The sequence below is a fragment of the Streptomyces sp. NPDC002619 genome, assembly GCF_042889305.1.
In the GTDB taxonomy this organism is placed as follows: Bacteria; Actinomycetota; Actinomycetes; order Streptomycetales; family Streptomycetaceae; genus Streptomyces.
Map to the genome: position 1 here is coordinate 1 of NZ_JBIAQV010000033.1, position 13285 is coordinate 13285.

The 13285-nt window shown below is 69.6% G+C and carries 10 protein-coding genes and 3 pseudogenes; 9 read left to right on the plus strand and 4 right to left on the minus strand.

Annotated elements, in window-relative coordinates; all coding sequences use genetic code 11:
• Positions 1-191: 191 nt before the first annotated feature.
• Positions 192-747, minus strand: a pseudogene (locus ACFYXB_RS34255) (transposase); the annotation flags it as partial.
• A pseudogene (locus ACFYXB_RS34260) lies at positions 743-1552 on the minus strand (ISL3 family transposase); the annotation flags it as partial. The pseudogenes ACFYXB_RS34255 and ACFYXB_RS34260, both read right to left, overlap by 5 nt.
• A gap of 180 nt (positions 1553-1732) precedes the next feature.
• Here ACFYXB_RS34260 and ACFYXB_RS34265 point away from each other — a divergent pair.
• The 5 genes from ACFYXB_RS34265 to ACFYXB_RS34285 are packed head-to-tail and all read left to right on the plus strand — an operon-like array spanning position 1733 to position 5982.
• Positions 1733-2317 (plus strand): RNA polymerase sigma factor, encoded by a 585-nt coding sequence (locus tag ACFYXB_RS34265; RefSeq protein ID WP_389588968.1) that lies wholly within the window; start codon positions 1733-1735, stop codon positions 2315-2317.
• Positions 2317-3045 (plus strand): hypothetical protein, encoded by a 729-nt coding sequence (locus ACFYXB_RS34270; RefSeq protein WP_389588969.1) that lies wholly within the window; start codon positions 2317-2319, stop codon positions 3043-3045. The genes ACFYXB_RS34265 and ACFYXB_RS34270 overlap by 1 nt, the downstream gene beginning before the upstream one ends.
• On the plus strand, positions 3042-3788 hold the full coding sequence (locus ACFYXB_RS34275; RefSeq protein ID WP_389588970.1) for an ABC transporter ATP-binding protein: 747 nt from the start codon (positions 3042-3044) through the stop codon (positions 3786-3788). Before ACFYXB_RS34270 ends, ACFYXB_RS34275 begins: the two co-directional genes overlap by 4 nt.
• 50 nt (positions 3789-3838) lie before the next feature.
• A complete protein-coding gene (locus ACFYXB_RS34280; RefSeq protein ID WP_389588971.1) occupies positions 3839-5341 on the plus strand; it encodes a hypothetical protein in 1503 nt (500 codons plus the stop codon).
• Positions 5338-5982: a hypothetical protein gene (locus ACFYXB_RS34285; RefSeq protein WP_389588972.1), complete on the plus strand. Its 645-nt coding sequence runs from the start codon at positions 5338-5340 to the stop codon at positions 5980-5982. Before ACFYXB_RS34280 ends, ACFYXB_RS34285 begins: the two co-directional genes overlap by 4 nt.
• Before the next feature lie 519 nt (positions 5983-6501).
• Here the strand turns inward: ACFYXB_RS34285 and ACFYXB_RS34290 are convergent.
• Both ACFYXB_RS34290 and ACFYXB_RS34295 read right to left on the minus strand, forming a co-directional pair.
• A pseudogene (locus ACFYXB_RS34290) lies at positions 6502-6882 on the minus strand (ArsI/CadI family heavy metal resistance metalloenzyme); the annotation flags it as partial.
• Positions 6879-7463 (minus strand): TetR family transcriptional regulator, encoded by a 585-nt coding sequence (locus ACFYXB_RS34295; RefSeq protein WP_351365675.1) that lies wholly within the window; start codon positions 7461-7463, stop codon positions 6879-6881. The gene ACFYXB_RS34295 and the pseudogene ACFYXB_RS34290, both read right to left, overlap by 4 nt.
• A 249-nt stretch (positions 7464-7712) precedes the next feature.
• Here ACFYXB_RS34295 and ACFYXB_RS34300 point away from each other — a divergent pair, with 249 nt between their 5' ends.
• The 4 genes from ACFYXB_RS34300 to ACFYXB_RS34315 all read left to right on the plus strand — a co-directional run bounded on the left by ACFYXB_RS34300 (position 7713) and on the right by ACFYXB_RS34315 (position 12760).
• Positions 7713-9302, plus strand: a complete 1590-nt coding sequence (locus ACFYXB_RS34300; protein ID WP_389589025.1) for an MFS transporter — start codon at positions 7713-7715, stop codon at positions 9300-9302.
• A 405-nt stretch (positions 9303-9707) separates the two neighbouring features.
• A complete protein-coding gene (locus ACFYXB_RS34305) occupies positions 9708-9917 on the plus strand; it encodes a TetR-like C-terminal domain-containing protein (RefSeq protein WP_389589026.1) in 210 nt (69 codons plus the stop codon).
• Positions 9918-10113: 196 nt separating this feature from the next.
• Positions 10114-11016 carry an NmrA family NAD(P)-binding protein gene (locus tag ACFYXB_RS34310; RefSeq protein WP_389588973.1) on the plus strand — a complete coding sequence of 301 codons (903 nt, stop codon included), beginning with the start codon at positions 10114-10116 and terminating at the stop codon, positions 11014-11016.
• A gap of 211 nt (positions 11017-11227) precedes the next feature.
• Positions 11228-12760: a SpoIIE family protein phosphatase gene (locus ACFYXB_RS34315; protein WP_389588974.1), complete on the plus strand. Its 1533-nt coding sequence runs from the start codon at positions 11228-11230 to the stop codon at positions 12758-12760.
• Positions 12761-13285: the final 525 nt, after the last annotated feature.

Sequence of the window (13285 nt, forward strand, 5' to 3'; positions counted from 1 at the left end):
GCTGGAACTGCCTCTCGCCAGAGGGCTACGATCATGAAGGCGCCCAGCGTCGCTGAGCCATGTTTGGTAAGTGAAGGGCACCGAGACCTGGCCGCGGGCGCAGGCTCACCCCTCGGCGCGCAGGAGCGGCGCATGGGTCACGTCCGCGGAAGCGGTGTATCGACGGCCACTCGGTGATCTCGTATTTGAGGCTATGCGGTGAGTTCGGTCGGGAGAACGGTCTCGTCGGTTTCTGACTCGATCGGGTGGAGGCGGGCCTTGGCGAGGAGTTCGCGGCCCATGTAGCGGCGGGCCTCGGTCCATTCGTCGCTCTGCTCGGCCAGCACCGCGCCGACCAGCCGGATCACGGCGGTGCGGTCGGGGAAGATGCCGACCACGTCGGTGCGGCGGCGGATCTCCTTGTTCAGCCGTTCCTGGATTGTTCGACCAGATCTGCCGCCAGATCTCGCGTGGGAACGCCGTGAACGCCAGCACGTCGTACCGGGCGGTATCCAAGTGGGCTGCCGTCTTGGGGAACTTGGCCTCCAGGGCGTCCAGGACGTGCCGGATCTGGGCCTGGACGGCGTCGATGTCGGGCTGCTCGAAGACCGTCCTGAGCAGGGTGGCCACCCAAGGCTGGGCCGACTTGGGCAGCTGGCTCGGCAGCGCGCGGGCGTAGTGGGTGCGGCAGCGCTGCCACGAGGCGCCGGGCAGGGTGGCGCCGATCGCGTTGACCAGGCCCATGTGGGCGTCGGAGATGACCACGGATCTTGGTGTTCATGCTCTCCACGCGACCGTTGCTCAAGCCGTGCTCGGCAGCGGCGGTGATGGCGTTCCAGTGCCGGACGATGGCGCGTTGCAGCTTCACGAAGGGATCCAGGCGGCAGCGCCTGGCCCACAGAACCCAGTCCCAGAGGGCTTCGACGATGTTCGCGCCCTGCTTGAGAGCGACCCGCAGACCCTCCTTGAGCAGATAGGCACGGTGCAGAACCGGATGCGCCTTGGCAATGAAGGCGAGTTGGGACTGCTGGCCGACGGTGAGGACCTCGGGATTCTTCCACAATGCCCAGCGGGCCCTCTTCAACGACTTCGAGCCCGGGGTGGAGCGGCCCTTGCCACCCCGTTCGGCGTTCCACACGGTCCGGCGGACCTGGTCCAGGGCCTCGGTGGCCCACTGCACGACGTGGAACGGGTCCATCACCCGCACCGCGTTCGGGCAGCGCTCCGCGACCACGGTGGAGATCCACTCGGCGGCGTCCGCGGTCACATGTGTGATCTTCGCCGAGCGCTCGGTGCCGAGCAGGTCGAAGAAGGAGCGCACGGTGACCGCGTCCCGGCCGGGTGCCGCCGCCCAGACCAGGCGCCCGGTGTCGTGGTCGACCACGACGGTGAGGTACTTGTGGTGGCGCTTGTAGAAGATTTCGTCAATCCCGATCCGACGCAGTCCGGCCAGCAGGTCCACGCGCTCCTCGACATCCGCCCACACCCGGGTGCAGATAGCGCCGACCGTGCGCCAGCCGATCCGCATCAGCTGGGTGATCGCGGTCTTGGAGCAGTGCGTGGCCAGCCAGGCCCGTGCCAGGCGGCCCCTAGCGGACGGCACCTTCACGGAGTCGGCGTACGAGGGATTCGGCTTGACGACCGCCTCTTCCGCACTCTTTGGACCTGCAAAGGGCCGCGTAGGAGGGTAGCGCTGTTGGGAAGTCCCGGGATCTGGTGAACCTGACCCCGGTACGCAGCAATAGAGGGAGTGATGGACGACGACGAGCTGATCGCCCGCCTGGCCGGCGGCGACGAGGGTGCGCTCCGCGAGCTGTTCGGCCGGCATGCGCCGTGGCTGTCGGTCCGGTTGCGCACGGCGCTTCCGGTCCAGGATGTCGAGGACGTGCTGCAGGAGACATTCCTGGCGGTCTGGCGCAGTGCGCGGGACTACCGTCCGCAGGGATCGGCGGGCGGCTGGCTTTGGGTGATAGCCCGTCGGCAGGCCGCTGGATGGCTGCGCCGCCATGGCTCTGACGCGAGCCCGGTCGACACCGCCGCTCTCGACGACACCACTTTCGACGGCGCTCTCGCGGCCGCGGGACGGGCCGCCGCGCGGGACCCGATGGAGGCCGTGATGGCGCGGACCGACCTGGCCGCCGCCCTGGCAGTGCTCGGCCCGGAGGGCAGCCCAGAGCGGGAGGTCTGGCGGCTGCTGTACGTGGAGGATCAGCCGGTCGCGCAGGTGGCGCAGCTGATGGGTGTGCCCCAGGGCACCGTCAAGAGCCGGGCCCACCGGGTGCGGCGGTTGATGAGGACGGCGCTGGTCGGGCGTGCGGCGCAGGAGGAGGGACTGTGATGGAAGTGCCGCGTGACGCGGACGGCGTGGCCCCGGACGGCGCGGGTCTGGACGGCGTTGACCTGGACCGTGTGTGGCTGGGCGTAGCCGCCCGGGTGTGGCGTCGCGAACCGGGGTGGATCGAGCGCCTGGCCGCGCGTCTGTTGTGCTCGCCCGGCCTGGCCCGGGCGCTGCTGACCACGCCGTCGCTGCTGCTGCCGTGGCTGATCGCCACGGTCGTGGTGTTCGCCGTCGGGGCCGTGGCAACCGCCGGAACCGGACAGCCGGTGGTGGCGTTGGCCGCCCCGGGGCTGGCCGGGGCCGCAGTCGCCTACTCCTACGGACCCGGACTGGACCCGGCCTGGGAGCTGTCGCGCACCATGGCGGTCGGCGACCGGATGGTGCTGCTGGCCCGGGTTCTCGCGGTCTTCGCGGTCAACGCCCTGCTGGCCCTGGCCGCCTCGGCGGTGTCGCCCACCGCTGCGGGCATCGCCTTCGGCTGGCTGGTGCCGATGGCTGCCGTGTCGGCGCTCGCTCTGGCCGTCGCCACCGTGGCCGAGTCGGCGAACAGCGGAGTCGGTGCCGCCCTCGCCGTATGGACCATCACCGTGGTCGGGGGCCAGTCCGCCACCGGGCAGTTCGCCGCTGCCGTCACCCGATCCGCCCTCGTCCTTCCCTATCTGGCGGTCGCCGCCTGCTGCGTCGCCGTCGTGCTGCACACCACCAGGACCACGAAGGGAACCCGGTGAACATCGAGATCACTGACCTGACCAGGCGGTTCGGCCGCACTCGGGCGGTGGACGGCGTGGACCTGAGCACTGGGACCGGCGTGTTCGGCCTGCTCGGCCCCAACGGCGCCGGCAAGACCTCGCTGCTGCGGATGCTGGCCACGGTCATCCAGCCGAGCTCCGGCAGCATGCGCCTGCTGGAGCGGGATCCGTCCGAGCACGGACCGCGCCGGGAGATCCGGCACAGGCTCGGCTATCTGCCGCAGAACCTGGGCTACTACCCCGGGTTCACCGTGGTGGAGTTCGTCGAATACTTCGCACTGCTCAAGGAAATGCCGCCGCGCCAGGTGCCCGGGGCGGTGGCCGCCGCCGTGGAGCGGGTCGGCCTGGGCGAGAAGGCCAAGGCGAAGCTGCGCACCCTGTCCGGCGGGATGCTGCGCCGGGTCGGGATCGCACAGGCGATCGTCAATGAGCCCGAACTTCTCCTCTTCGACGAGCCGACGGCCGGGCTCGATCCCGAGCAGCGCGTCGAGTTCCGGTCCCTTGTCCGGGAGTTGGGGCAGCGCTCCACTGTCGTGGTCAGCACGCACCTGGTCGAGGACATCGGCGCTGCCTGCGCCGAGGTCGCGCTGATGCACCAGGGCAGGATCGCCTTCCAGGGCACCCCCGACGAGCTCACCGCCCGCGGTGTGGGCCACGGCACCGGCGACGCACCGCCGCTGGAGCGCGGTTACAGCGCGGTCCTCGCGGCGGCGCGGGCATGAGCGCCGTCACGCTGCCGGGGCCGAGCCCCAGGATCCCGAGGATCCCGAGGGTGATCAGGCTCTCGGCGGGCCGGTTGCTGCGGCTGGAACTGCGCCGCAGCACAATGATGTGGATGGTGCCGCTGGCCCTGGTGGCCTTCTGGCTCGACACCTACCGCAGCAGCATGGCCCTTCCAGCGCTCTGGAGTTCACGCACCCTGATCCTGCGTCAGGGAATGGCCGTGGACGACTTCGCCCCGTTCGTGGTGGGCGCGGCCGCCTGGATTGGGGGACGCGACCACAGGCGCGGCATCGGGGAGCAGGTGGACGTCACCCCGCTGCCGCGATGGGCGGGCCGGTTGACCACCTGGGCCGCCACCGCCGGCTGGGCGCTGGGGACCTATCTGGCCTGCGCGGGCTTCCTGTACGGGATGATCGCCTGGCAGGGGGCCGCAGGCAGCCCGCTGTGGTGGCCGGTCGTGGTCGGCGCCGTGGCGCTGGCGGCGTTCAGTGCCCTGGGCTTCGCCGTCGGGGTCCTCGTCCCCAGCCGATTCACCGCACCGCTGGCCGCGATCGTGACCGCCCTCGTCCTTCGGCAGAGCCTGCGGAGCGGCGGACGGTACAACCTGCTCTCTCCCATGACCTCCCCCGCGTACTCGCTGGCCCCGCCCAAGAGCGACGCGGGGGTCTTCTATCCGTACCTGCCCGACCTCTCCCTCACACAGCTGCTGTTCCTCGGCGGCCTGGCCGTCGCGGCACTCGGCGTGTTGGGGATGCAGGCCGTCTGCGGCGGACCCGGGCTGCGTCGCCTGGCGGCGGCCGTCGTCGCCGTCGGCCTGGCCTCGTCCGGGACCGGAATCGCCCTGATCGGGACCGCCCGGGTGGAGGCGAACGGCGTGGTCGTACCCGCCCTGCACGACGCGGCCGACGACCGGCCCATCGCCTACACGCCGGTGTGCGGCGGTTCCGCGATCCAGGTCTGCCTGAATCCCGTCTACAAGGCATATCTGCCGACCCTGACCACGGCCCTGGATCCGCTGCTGCGCGAGCTGGCCGGATTGCCGGGCGCGCCCGTGCGTGTCGACCAGGTCGCCTTGTCCGGCCAGCGCGCGGCGCTCGCCGGGGCGACCGTCAGCGGCGAGCCGCCGGTGGTCCATCTGGCCCTCAACATCGGCTATGAAGGCGCGATGTGGATCGGATCCAGCCCGTCCGGGCAAGCGTCCCGCGGACGCTGCTGCACCTCTCAGCAGATGTGGTCCAGCGTCTCCCGGGTCACCGCGGAGGTGCTGCCCCCGGTCGCCGGGGCGGTCGTCGACAGTCTCATCGGCCACGCGGACCAGGCACAGCAGGCGGTCTTGGAGGGGCTGCTGCGGGCGGTCGGGGTACCGCTGGACAGCATGGCGGTCTTCGCCCGGATCGACGGGACGCTGATTGCCCTACCGCAGCCCGGAACCCCGGCCTACGCCGCAGGCGGCCGCTTCGCCGCACTTCCCGCGGCCGACCGGCATGCCTGGTTGACCACTCACCTCGCCGAACTGCGGGTTGGCCACATCACTCTGGAGCAGTTGCCGTGACCAGTACGATCCCCACGCTGGACCTGGCCGGCCCACGGCAGGCCGGACCCCGGCTGCTCCGACTCCATCTGATGAGCCGTCAAGCTCCAGGTGCGCTAGTGGTACTGGCCGGCTGCGCGGCGCTGCTGCGGATCGCCCTGCAATTGCACTGGATTCAGGGCGACGGCGCCGCCGCCCAGCAGATGCTGCTGTTGATCGAATGCGGGGCCGCCTCCGTCGTGGCCGTCGCCGCCCGGAATCCGTTCGGCGAGAGCGAGCGGACCACCGGCCACCTGGTGCCGCTGCTGCGCCTCGGCGCTGCCCTGCTGCTGAGTGGAGCCGCAGTCGGCGCCCTGGTGCTCGGCGCCGTGGACGCGCGGTTGCCGGGCGGCGGGCCCGAGACGCTGCGCGATGTCGCCGGGCTGGTGGGTGTCGGGCTGCTCACGGCCGCGGTGCTCGGCGGCGCGCTCGCCTGGGCCGGCCCGCTGGCCTACACCGTGGTGGCCGAGTTCGCGCTCCTGGAGGACTGGCGGACCCCGTGGATGTGGCCGGCCCGGCCTGCGCACGACCCGGGTGCGTGGTTGTGCGCCGGCCTCACCTTCGCCGCCGGGACAGCGGTCATAGCCGCCCGCGGCCCCAGGGACACCGGCGGCGACTCGTAGGGCATGGTCACGAGCTCCCGGATTTCCGGGCCGTTTCACCCGGTGGTGTCTTGGGTTGCGGCGAGGGCTGTGTCATGACGGCCCAGTCATCCAGGTTTCGGCTTCGACTGGTTCAGCCGATGAGGAGAGCGGCACTCCCGATTCTTCCACCCGCGGTCGGACGGTTTGCGGCTTCCAGATCGTCGCGCCGGTCTGGTGCCTCTTCGGTCTTCCCCTGGTCCAGGGCGAGTTCATCGCGGTGGCGCGGGAAAATCTGTTGCCCGTTGATTGCTGACCCGGGATGACGCGCGTGTCCGAGTGTGGGGGAGGATGTATGGCCGTATTCGTATGTGCGGGATGCGGCGCCGTGCTGACTACCTACGGATGATCGGTTGGGGGGCGCTCGCGGGGGAACGGCAGGGCACGCCGCCGGTCGAGCCGCCCGAGGTGTGGAGCCCGCGGTGGGAGGCGGCGGTCGGTGCGGCGCTGGCCCACCTGCTGGCGGCGTCTGCGGATACCCCCTTGGCTGTTCGCTGACCGCCCTGTCGCGGCTGTCGCCTCGGTGGCCTGGCTGGTGCAGCAGCCGTCGCCGGTGACGTCAGGGGCGGCGCTCTTGCCGAGGGTGTCGGCGTCGGCCTTCACGAGGTAGACCTCCCAGGGCTCCTGGCCGGGTCCGTGCACCCAGACCTTGTCCTGGAGGGCGTAGCAGCAGGAGGTGTCGTTCTCCTCGAAGGTGGCCAGTCCGGCGCTCTTCAACCGGTCGGTGGCTGCGTTGACCTGCTCGGTGGACTCGACCTCCACGCCGAGGTGGTCAAGGCGGGTCTTCTGCCCGGGCCCGGCCTGGAGCCGACCTGCGGGCCCCGGTCGGCCGTGCAGCCGGGCCCGGGCGGCGGCCGACGCCGTCGGCCGGCCCCCGGTCAGTCCGTGCGCTGCTGCGGTTCGGACTGCCCGGTGCCGCTCTCGGTGAGAGCCGTGCGCGCGGCCTGCAGCAGTTCTTCGGAGAGCGGGTTGCCCCGGGTGGCGCGGGCGAGGACGAGGGCACCGACCATGGTGCAGAGCTGGGCCATGCCGTCGTCGTCGCCGGTGGCCAGCCGAGCGGCGCGGTTCCGTACCCCGTTGATGTAGACGTGGCGGGCGCGGGCCGCCTGGTCGGGCTCGCGCCCCAGGTCAGCGGCGAATCCGGAGACGGGGCAGCCGTCCCCGGCGTGATCGCGGTGCCAGACCGAGAGGTAGTCCTCGATCAGCGTCCGGCGGGCGGCCTCGTGCTCCTCGAGCGCCACCACCGAGTGTGCCGCCTGCTCGGCGAAGGCGTGGGCGATGGCCTCGTCGACCAGGTCCTCCTTCGAGGCGAACTGCTTGTAGAACCCGCCGTGGGTGAGCCCGACGGCCTTCATCAGGTCGGCGACGCTGACCGCGGTGCCTTTCTCGCGGAACATCCGGGAGGCGGTGGCTACGACGCGCTGCCGGTTCTCCTGTGCTTGCGCCTGGGACACGCGGCCCACGGAATCACTCTCCTCGGATGGATGTCACTTGCCATCTATCCTAGCCTCCATTTAGATTCTTAGCGACATCTATTTGAGGCCGATGAGATCACCCCGGCAGGTCAAGCAGGACCTTGCGCTGCCTCCCACCGTCTGAGGCCGACGGCCTCCGCCCCGCAATCGCAGAACCGCCGACAGCACTGGAGACCCCCTGTGGCATCACCACCCACCCCCACCGACTCCTCGACGCCCGCGGGGCCCACGCCACCCGTGCCGCCTGCCCAGCGACGAAGCGTTTCCGAGGCGGTCCACCGCCGGCGCTGGGCCATCCTGACCGTGCTCTGTTCCAGCCTCCTGGTGGTGGTGCTGGACAACTCGATCCTCAACGTGGCGACGAAGACCATCGCCCAGCCCGCTCCGACCGGACTCGGCTCCACCCAGAGCCAGTTGGAGTGGGCGATCAACTCCTACACGCTGGTCTTCGCCGGACTGCTCTTCACCGCGGGTCTGCTCGGTGACCGGCTCGGCCGCAAGAAGGTGCTGCTCTTCGGCATGCTGGTGTTCGGCGCGGGATCGGCGCTGTCCGCGTCGTCGGCCTCCCCCGGGCAGCTCATCGCCTTCCGCGCTGTGATGGGCTTCGGCGGCGCCTTCATCCTGCCCGCAACCCTCGCGATCATCATGAACGTCTTCGAGCGCGAGGAGCAGCCCAAGGCCATCGGCATCTGGACCAGTGTGGTCGGTTTCGCCATCGCCCTCGGCCCCATCACCGGCGGCATCCTGCTGCAGCACTTCTGGTGGGGCTCGGTCTTCCTGGTCAACGTGCCCATCGTGGTCGCCGCGGCGGTCGCGATGGTGGCGATCGTCCCCGACTCGAAGAACCCCAAGCCCGGCAAGCTCGACCCGGTCGGCGTCGTGCTCTCGATCCTGGGCCTGGTCTCGCTGATCTACGGCATCATCAAGGGCGGCCAGGAGGGCGACTTCACTGTGCCCCAGTCCTGGGGCCCGATCGTGGCCGGCCTGGCGGTCCTCGCGGTCTTCATCGTCTACCAGCGCAGCAGCGACCATCCGGCCCTCGACGTCACCTGGTTCCGCAACCGGCGGTTCTCCGCGTCCGTCGCCGCCATCGGCCTGGTCTTCTTCGCCCTCACGGGCGTCACGTTTTTCAGCGTCTTCTACAACCAGAGCGTGCGCGGCTACAGCGTCCTGCAGTCCGGTCTGCTCGTGCTGCCGCTGGCCGCCTCCCAGATGTTCTTCGCCCCGCGGGCCCGGCTGGTCGTCGACCGCTTCGGTGCCCGAGCCGTGTGCGCCAGCGGCCTCGTCCTGACCGCCGTGGCCTTCGCCGGCTTCCTGCTGCTCGGCCAGGACACCCCCATCTGGGTGCTGGAGGTGCTGTTCTTCCTGATGGGCACGGGGATGGCGCATGTGATGCCGCCCGCCACCGTCATGATCATGTCGTCGCTGCCCCGGGAGAAGGCCGGCTCCGGATCCGCGATCAACAACACCTTCCGGCAGGTCGGCGGGGCCTTGGGGGTCGCCGTGCTGGGGGCGTTGCTGTCCACCAGCTACCGCAGCGGCATCGACGGCCACCTGGGCGTACTTCCCGCCTCCGACCGGCACGCCGCAGGTGAATCCGTCGAGGCGACCCTGTCCGTCGCCGAGAAGCTGGGACCGGCCGGCAAGGTGCTGGTGCAGCCCGCTCACGACGCCTTCATCCATGCCATGCACATCACCGCAATAGGGTCGGCGGCCGTCGCCCTGGTCGGCGCGGTCGTCGTACTGCTCTTCCTGCCGCGCAAGGACGCCGCCATGGCCGCCGGCGGTGATAAGTCCCAGCGCCAGACCGCGGGAGCCCAACGGTGATCACGAACCATCCCCGCGAGACACCGGAGGCGACCGCCTGCCGGGCACGTCCCCGCAGTGCCGCCGCCGACACCGCCATCATCGAGACCGTGCTGCGGCTGCTCGAGGAGGGCGCCACGACAGGCGGGCTCACCATGGAGGGCATCGCCCGCAGCGCCGGCGTCGACAAGGCCACAATCTACCGGCGGTGGCCCGGCAAAGACGCCCTGCTCATGGACGTCTTGAGGACCCTGGACGAGCCTACGCCGGAGCTGCCGGGCCGCAGCGTACGGGACGACCTGGCCCTGCTCGTCGAGTTCGTCCGGCGGTGCGGGCCGGCCAAGCGGGACTCCGCCGTGCTGCGCAACGTCATGCTGCAGTTCCTACGCGCCCGAGCTGTGGCAGCTCTACCGCGACACCGTCATCCTGGTCCGCCGGACCCAGGTCCTCGAGGTGCTGCAGCGCGGCATCGACACCGGGGAGATCCGCGGCGACGTCGATCTGGAGCTGCTCGGCGATCTGATCGTGGGGCCGATGCCCTCGCGCGCGATGCTGCGGCCGGGCTCCTCGCTGGAGGAGGGGCTGTCCGAGCAGATGGTCGACAAGGTGCTCGAAGGGGTGCGCCCACACGGGTGAGGCATATGCCGACTTCGGTGCCAGTGACCTCCTCCGCCCGGCAATCGCAGAACAACCGACAGCACTGGAGACCCCTGTGAAATCGCCACCCGGATCAGCGGTGACATCGCCGGGGCCAACGCCTTGCTGACAGCACCGCTGACGCTCTGATCACACCTCAACTCAGATATTCCATTGCTCCGAAGGAGATCGACTGATGATTGCCAACAACCTTGTTCTTATCCCCGGTGCCGGCGGCGTGGGCCGTACGGTCTTCGAGCACTTGCGTGCTCAGGATGTGCCGGTGCGTTTCATGGTCCGTCGCGAGGACGAGCGTGCGGTTGAGCTGCGGGCGCTCGGCGCGGAGGTCGTCATCGGCGACCTGACCCGGCCCGAGACGGTAGCGGCCGCGCTGCAAGGCGTGGCACGGATGTACTTCGCGATGCGCGTGTCGCCGGACCACCTGCTGGCGGCGACCGTGGTGGCCTCCGTTGCGAGGGAGTACGGGAAGCTGGAGGCCCTGGTCGACCTGTCGCAGATGACGGTGTCGCAGATGACCGCCACCAGCACCGAGGAGTCGCACCAGCAGCGGCTGCACTGGCTGGCGGAGCAGGTCTTCAACTGGTCGGGTCTGCCCGTGGTGCACATCCGGCCGACGGCGTTCCTGGACACTCCGCTCTTCACCACGATGGCGGCGCGGTCGATTCAGGAGAACGGCACGATCGCGCTGCCGTTCGGCACCGGACGCACCTCGCCGGTCGCCGTGGACGACGTCGCCCGGGTCCTTGCCACCGTGCTCCGCGACCCGGCTCCGCACATCGGGCAGGTCTACGAGCTGACCGGGCCGCGCTCGGTCAACATGACGGAGCTGGCCGCGGAATTCTCGCGGGCGCTGGGACGACCGGTGTCCTACGTGGACGTGCCGCCGGAGAGGTGGGAGGCACAGCTCCCGAAGCTGGGGATGCCGCCGCACCTCGAACAGCACGTCGCCACCATGGCCCAGCTGCACCGGGACAACCGTTACGACCGCACGACCGACGGCGTCAAGCGCGTGACGGGCATCCCCGCCCAGTCGATCGAGGCGTTCGTGGCCGCCCGCAGGGACTTCTACCTGGGCTGAGCCGCGTCCGATAGCCGGCGGAGAGCGCGATGTGCAGCGCTCGTTGACTTGCCTCGCCCATGGGGACTCCGCCGACCTCGCTCGGATTCGCTGTCTGAGTGGCGCCAGACAGAACCGGTGGAAAGGCTCCGGAGCTGGTGGAAAGGTGCCGGACCCGGCGACGGCGTATCGTCATCGTTTACGAGTTCCCTCGCACAACGAGGTCGGTGAGATGGGCACCCTGCATGGGGCATCTTCCGTCCGTACCTCGGACTTCTTTGGCGGCCCGGCTGCGTTCGTGGTGGACGCCCGAGGACTGGTGTCCGCGTGGAGTCCGACGGCCGAGCGTCTGTTGGGCTATGAGACGGCTGAGGTCGTAGGCCGGCCGGTCGCTGAGCTTTGGCCAGTATTCCCGTGGGACGCTCCCCAGCAGCTGTCGTCAGCCTTTGCGGCCGGCACCCCCGGGCCTACTGCCGTCCTCACACATCGGCAGGGTCATCCTGTGCCCGTCACACTCGCGGCCTATCCCGTGACATCGGTCGTACCTGGCAGCGAGGGGACGGTGATCCTGGTGACTGCCGTTTCGCGGGCGACGGCGGTCGAAGACTGGCTTCACCACCGCGAGCACATCGCAGCGGGTGCCCTGAGAAGCCGCATGGAGCCCGCCGATGCACCTGACCACAGCGCGGCTTGGATCACTCGCTCGTACGTACCCGCGCGTGGCGGCACGGGTGTGAACGGCTCCTGGGCTGACGTGATCCCGCTATCCAGTGCGCGTGTCGCTCTTGTGGTCTCCGATGTCCCAGCCTCCGGCATGCAGGCCACTGTGTGCATCGGACTGATCGGCGCCGCAGTCCGCGCCCTGGCGGAGCTGGATCTCGCACCTGAGGAAGTGCTTGCTCGGCTGGACGACATCGTGTCGCGCTTTACCGCAGGCCAGGGCAACAAGTGGTCTCTGTCGTTGGTGGAACGATTGGTCGGCGCGACGTACCTCTACGCGGTGTATGACCCCATCGCGCGCCGGTGCGTCATGGCGAGCGCTGGACACCCCCCGCCCGCGGTCGCCGATCCGGACGGATCTGTCCACGTCCCCGAGCTCCCCAGCAACAGACCTCTGGGCATGGGCGAGCCTGTCTTCGAGTCGCTTGACCTTGAGCTCGCCGAAGGCAGCACCCTTCTCTTCTACACCGGCGGTCTGGTGCGGGCATGCGGCACGGACGATGCCATAGCTGGGCTGCTCAGCAGAGCCATGCGTCAAAGCGGCCCGTCGATCAAGGACGCCTGGCGGGTCACCGTCGACACCATGACGCCTCTCCTGGCGGCTGAGGACGATCTGGCGCTCCTGGTCGTTCGGACACGCGCGCTCAGCGGCGACCGAGTGGTTACCTGGGAGCTGCCAGGGGACCCAGCCTCCGTCGCCGGCATTCGCTCCCTCGTTCTACAACAGCTCGATCAGTGGGACCTGGGGAGCCTTGGCTTCACCACGGAGCTGATTGCAAGCGAACTCGTCACCAACGCCATCCGGTACGGCCGTGAGCCGATGCAGCTGCGGCTGATCTACGACCGGATCCTGATCTGCGAGGTGTCCGACGGCAGCAGCACCTCTCCGCACATCCGCCGGGCGAGTGCCACCGACGAAGGAGGACGCGGCTTGTTCCTCGTGGCCGACTGCGCGCAGCGCTGGGGTGTGCGCTACACCAACCAAGGCAAGACCATCTGGGCCGAACAAGCACTCAACACCGAAGCTACTCCTGAACGGCCGTAGCACTATCTCCGTCGAGCAGCGCCGGGTTGCTAGCTCCGGTCAGCCGAGCGGCCCACCCCAGGCCGAGCAGGCCATTGGCCCCTCAACACCGTGCCCGCCTCTGTTCGGATGATGATGTCGACACCGGAGAGGGGCCAGGTCGTCACGTTACAATCCCAATTGACCCGCTATGCCCTGCTATACGAATCCGTGAACACGCCCCGGACGGGGCCTCAGCGGTCGGCGGAGTCTGATTCGAAAATCCCCCAACGCCGCAGTTCAGGCCGGTTCCGTTGATTGGAGGGACACTTGATAACCGAGCATGTTGAGCTGGCTGACCAGGCGCCGTGTCTGGCGTGCCCGGCCGGTTCGCTGGAGGAAGTAGTCCGCTCCGAGGTCGGCGTACTCGGCGTTGTCACGCAGTTAGACACTCACCCTGCGCCTCAGCCTCACTTCTTGCGGCGCTTGCTCGCCCTCCTCTTCAGTTCGGCCTGGCCGCGTTTCGTCCACTCACCTTGATGGAGGTAGCAGCGTGCCGTGCCCTTC

What these genes read in the sequence shown, in the direction of transcription:
- ACFYXB_RS34310 (WP_389588973.1), top strand. Translation starts at nt 10,114, where the DNA reads ATGATTGCCAACAACCTTGTTCTTATCCCCGGTGCCGGCGGCGTGGGC.
- ACFYXB_RS34315 (WP_389588974.1), top strand. Translation starts at nt 11,228, where the DNA reads ATGGGCACCCTGCATGGGGCATCTTCCGTCCGTACCTCGGACTTCTTT.
- ACFYXB_RS34270 (WP_389588969.1), top strand. Translation starts at nt 2,317, where the DNA reads ATGGAAGTGCCGCGTGACGCGGACGGCGTGGCCCCGGACGGCGCGGGT.
- ACFYXB_RS34265 (WP_389588968.1), top strand. Translation starts at nt 1,733, where the DNA reads ATGGACGACGACGAGCTGATCGCCCGCCTGGCCGGCGGCGACGAGGGT.